This window comes from Quisquiliibacterium sp. (assembly GCF_982640115.1).
In genome coordinates this window covers 1-5,304 of the sequence record NZ_CEXFHW010000224.1, presented here as the reverse complement: position 1 = coordinate 5,304, position 5,304 = coordinate 1, and the positions used below count along the sequence as shown (strand labels likewise).

2 protein-coding genes are annotated in these 5,304 nt (G+C 71.2%); both read right to left on the bottom strand.

Annotation, left to right across the window (positions count from 1 at the left end; genetic code table 11):
* Positions 1–1,543, bottom strand: a 1,543-nt coding sequence (locus tag AC2H6A_RS17620) for an ABC transporter transmembrane domain-containing protein (protein ID WP_484275026.1), incomplete at its 3' end; no start/stop codon positions are given.
* A 61-nt stretch (positions 1,544–1,604) separates the two neighbouring features.
* Positions 1,605–5,304 (bottom strand): DUF4214 domain-containing protein (locus tag AC2H6A_RS17615; RefSeq protein WP_484275025.1); only part of this gene is annotated, 3,700 nt, incomplete at its 5' end.

Here is a 5,304-nt window from a genome sequence, read left to right as displayed (position 1 = left end):
TGCGCCCCACCACGCCCACCACCTTGCCCTCGGGGATGGTGAAGCTGATGCGATCGAGCGCGGCCGCCGCGCTGCCGGGATAGCGGAAGCTGACCTCGTCGAACTCGATGCGCCCGCGCAGCGCCGGGCGCAGGCTGCGCCCGCTGCCGCCACGCTCGCGCGGCGCGTCCATGATCTGGCCGAGCAGACGGACCGACATCGCGGTCTCCTGGTACTCGTGCACCAGCGAAATCACCTGCACCAGCGGCGAGATCACCCGCCCGGCGAGCATCTGGAAGGCGATCAGCGCGCCGATGCTCAGTTGCTGCTCGATCACCAGCCCCGCGCCGAGGGCGATCACGCCGATCTGCATCAGCTTTTCCATCAGCGAGACCAGGGCATTGGCGGTGGCCGAGAGACGGCCCACGCGGAAATGCATGTCCACGGCCTGCTCGGACTGTCGTTCCCAGTGGCCCTGACGCAGACTCTCGGCGGCCAGTGCCTTGATCGCACGCATGCCCTGGATGGACTCCACCAGCAGCGCCTGCCGCTCGCCCTCGACCGCGATCAGCGCCTGCAGCCGGCGACGGAAGGGCGGGACCAGGGCGCCCACCACCACGCCGATCGCGAGCGCGAAACCGAGCACCAGCGCGGCCAGCGTCGCCGAATAGAAAAACAGGATGGGCAGCACCACCACCAGCGCGGAGGCATCGAGCAGCGTCATGAAGAGCCGCCCGGTGAGGAACTGCCGGATCTTCTCGGCCTGCTGCATGTTGCGTGCGATGACGCCGGCGGCGCCGCGCTCGAAGAAGGTGATCGGCAGCGACAGCAGCCGCTCGAAGGTGGTTCGCACCAGCCGCAGGTCGATCCGGCTGGAGGCCTCCAGCAGCAGGAACTGACGCAGGAACTGGAAGCCGGCCTCGAAGGCCACCGCCCCCACCACGCCAACGGTGAGCACCACCAGCGAGGCGGCCGCCTCATGGGGCACCACCCGGTCGATCACGAGTTGCATGAAGACCGGCACCGCCAGCGCGAGCACCTGCAGCATCACCGCGGCCAGTGCGAGCGCGCGGAAGCTGCGGCGCTCGCGCAGCATCTGCGGCAGGAACCAGAGCAGCCCGAAGGGCTGGGATTCATCGCTGAGCGAGAGCGCGCGACGCAGCAGCAGCGCCTCGCCCGACCAGGCCGCGGCCAACGCCGGCTCGGCCACCTGAAGCACCACATCAGCCGGCCGCGCGAGCGGATCGCGCACCAGCAGGAAGGCCTGATCGTCCTTGCGCAGACGCCCCACCAGCAGCACGCAGTTGCCGTTGCTCAGACGCAGGATGACCGGCAGGCGCGGCTCGAGCTCGGACAGGCGGGTGACATCACCCCGCCAGACCCGGCCGACCAGATCGTGGGCGGCGGCCAGCCGCGCCAGCGCGGGCAGATCCTCCATGCCGGCAAGACCGCGGGCGAGCTCGGCTGGGTCCAGGCTGAGTCCCAGCGGCTGCGCGGCCCAGGCCAGGCAGGCGCAGGCCGAACCGAGCGGATCGGCCGCGGGCGGGGCCTCGGGCCCGGTCATCGGCGGCCCTTCCGCAGGCGGCACCGCACAGCGCCCACCAACCGCCTGCGCGCGCCGTGGGTCACCCCTGTGTTGCCAGTGGCGACATGGCCTGCACCTGGGGGTTGGCCAGCAGGCTGTGGATGAGCGCCGAGCCGCTGAGCGCGCCCTCGGCGTTGCCCAGCACCGCGCCCGCGGCGGCGTACACCGTCACCGCGTCCTGCGCCTGAGATGCGCCGGCCTCTGTCGCGCCGCCCGCGGCCTGCCCACCCAGCCCGAAGTTCGGGCTGCTCACCACCACCGGCGGGCCGTCCTTGCCGTCATCGGCCGACGCCTGCACCACGAAGCGGGGCGCCTCGCGCGTGACCACCAGCGCCCGCCCCGCCGAAGACAGCGTGGGCGAGAGGTCGGCCGTCATCACCCCGCTGGCCGTCACCCCCGCCGTGCGGTTCTTGAACTCGTCGCTCTCGGTGAACCCGGTGAGCACCGCCGTGCGGGTGGAGCCCCCGGTGAGCGCGCCCACCCAGCCCGCCAGCCCCCCGGCATCGGCCGCCCGACCCAGCACATTCTGGTAGAGCAGGCTGATGTACTGCGTGTTGTCCAGGCTGCCGTACTTGGCCTGGAACTCGGCCGAGCCCACGAAGCCGCCCGCCGCCTGGTTCAGGCTCATGCCGCCCTCGAGCGCCGCCGTCCAGCCCTGCAGCCCCGGCGCATCGGGCGCGCGACCCAGCGCCCCCCAGTACAGCCGCGTCACGCTGGTGGCCGTCTCGTTCACATCCCACCAGCCCGTGGGGTTGCGCGCGCTGAACGAGCTCACGAACTCGGCCGACTCCGAGAACCCGGTGATCAGCTGCCCGCGGCTCATGCCACCGTCGAGCGCGCCGCGCCAGCCCGCCAGACCACCCTCGTCGGCCTCGCGCCCGAGCACATTGCGATAGGTCTGCTGCACGAACGCGGTGTTGCTCACATTGCTGCCAAAGCGCTGGACGAACTCCGGGCTGCCCACGAAGTCCAGCGCCACCGTCTCCAGGCTCGTGCCGGCATCGAGCCGCCCCGCGTGGAAGTTCAGCCCCGGGCCGTCGCCACCACGGCCCAGCGCCGCCTCGTACAGCCGCGCCACCCGCGCGATGCTCGCCGTGGGGTCGAAATACTGCACGCCGTCGTAGTAGCGAATGGCCTCGATCCCGCTGAGCCGGTCGTTGCCATCGGGGCCGCTGAGCGTGGCCGTGCCGGTGAGCGCGTTGCCGGTGAGCGTGAACTGCTTGCGCACACCGCCGGCCAGCACCGTGTCGCGCCCGGCGCCGCCCTCGATGGTGTCGTCGCCCGCGCCGCCCGTGAAGCGGTTGGCCCCGGCGTTGCCGGTGAGCGTGTTGGCCAGCGCGTTGCCGGTGGCCGAGAGGTCGGCGCTGCCGGTGAGCGCCAGGTTCTCCACATTGGCCGGCAGCGTGTAGCTCACCGAGGCCTGCACGGTGTCGGTGCCCTGGACGGCCTCCTCGATCACCCGCACATCGCTGCTGCCCACCACATAGGTGTCGTCGCCCGCGCCGCCGGCCAGATCCTTGATCAGGCCCTTGCCATCGAGCGTGTCGTTGCCGCTGGTGCCATCGAGCTGCGTGGCGGTGAGCACCCCGTCGCTGGCAAGGAACGCGGTGCGGTTGCCGAACTCCTCGCTCTCGGTGAACCCGGTGAGCACCGCCGTGCGGGTGTTGCCCGCGTTGAGCGAGCCCACCCAGCCCGCCAGCCCCCCGGCATTAGCCGCCCGGCCCAGCACGTTCTGGTAGAGCAGGCTGATGTACTGCGTGTTGTCCAGGCTGCCGTACTTGGCCTGGAACTCGGCCGAGCCCACGAAGCCGGCGGCCGCATCGTTCAGGCTCATGCCGCCCTCGAGCGCGCCGGCCCAGCCCTGCAGCCCGGCCGCGTCGGGGCCGCGGCCCAGCGCACCCCAGTACAGGCGCATCGCACGGCCCGCGTTGGCGTTGACCGTGAACTGGCGCGTGGCCACATCGAGCACGCCATCGGCAAAGCGAAGCCGCTCCACCACGGAGAGCGCGTCGTTGCCATCGGGACCGCTGACCGTGGCGCTGGTGGCGTCACCGCTCACCGTGTACTGCCGCCGGATGCCGCCAAACACCGCGGTGTCGGTGCCCGCCCCGCCGTCGAGCGTGTCGTTGCCAGCGGCCCCGGTGAGGGTGTCATCGCCGCCCAGGCCGCGCAAGGTGTCGTTGCCGCTGGTGCCGGCGAGCGTGTCGTTCCCCTCGGTGCCCCGGATGGCGCCATCGGGCAGCGCGGCCACCGCCGCGGTGGCGCTGCTGCTCATGCTCTCAGCGGTGCCGCCGTTGTCGGTGTAGCTGGCGGTGACGGTGAGGGTCTTGCCGACCTCGGCCGCGGTGAGCGTGTAGGTGGCCGCGGTGGCCCCGCTGATGACCGAGCCGCCGGCGCGCCACTGGTAGCTGATGGCGCCTGCGCCGCTCGCGGGAATGCCGTCGACATCGGCCAGCGTGTTGCTGGCGGTAAGCACCTGGCCCTGCGTGGGCGTGCCGCTGATGCTGACCGCGCCGCTGGGCGCGTCGTTGACCGCGGCGGTCTGCACCTGCACCTGCACCACGCCGGTGGAGACACCCCCGGCATCGGCGGCGCGCACCGTGAAGGCGTTGAGCAGGCCATTGGCGTCGGCCGCCGGCGTCCAGCTCAGGGACTGGCCCGCGCTGATCGCGGTGACCCCGGCGGTGACCGGCCCCCCGCCCAGGCGCAGCGTGCCGGTGTTCACCTGCTCCACCCGGAACGAGATGGCATCGCCCTCGGCGTCGGTCGCGTTGGAGGCCGCCTTGAGCGCCTCCCAGGTGATGGTGTATGCGGTGTCTTCGGTGGCACCGGTCAGCGCGGTGAGGGTGCTCAGGGTGGGCGCGGCATTAGTCGCCTGCAGCGAGGCGGCCGTCACCGAGGCATCAGCAAACCGCAACTGTTCCACACCAGCCAGGGTGTCGGTGCCCTCGGCGCTGGAGACCACCGTGAAGCGGCTGGCGGCCGCGTTCCAGCTCACGCTGTAGAGAGAACGCGCACCGGCGAAAACCACGGTGTCGGTGCCCTCGCCGCCATCGATGCTGTCGTTGCCGGCGCCACCGTCGAGTGTGTCGTCACCGAGGGCGCCAAGCAGGGTGTCGTTCCCGCCGAAGCCGCGTACCTGATCGCCGCCATCACCGCCATCGATCTGATCCCCCCGGTCAGTAGCGAGCACGATGTCGTTGTTGCCGGTCCCCCAGGACGCGAAGAAGAAATCCAGCTTGGCGTCGGCAACCAGCGCCTCGGTAAGAGTGACCGGGAAAGGCGACTGGAAGAACGGCTGCGCCGCTGGATCGGTACCGGCATTGGTACCCCAGGGGTTGTAGGCCAGGCCGTCGGTGTTGGTCGGGTTGGTCGGATCGGCGTCGACGAGGAAGAAAGCGTGACCCGCCACATAGGTGGTAGCGCCCTGGGCATTGGTGGCGGCGAGATCGGATCCCAGCCAGATCACCTTGCCGGCGTTCATGGCCGCGATCACCTCGGCCAGTGCACTGCTGCCCTCGGGCGCGGCCACCACCGCCATCAACGGGTTGCCGTTGATGGTGTCCGAAGGGTCGCCCTTGATCTGCACCATGCGCCCGCCCACCAGCGAGGCCACCGGATCGGCCAGGCCGCCCTCGATGGCAATCATGGCGTTGGTGCTGGTGGTGCGCCCGAAGACCGCGAGCTCGTTGGCCTGCGCATAGGCCTTTTCGAGGAGCGGGGCCCACAACTCGGGGGTG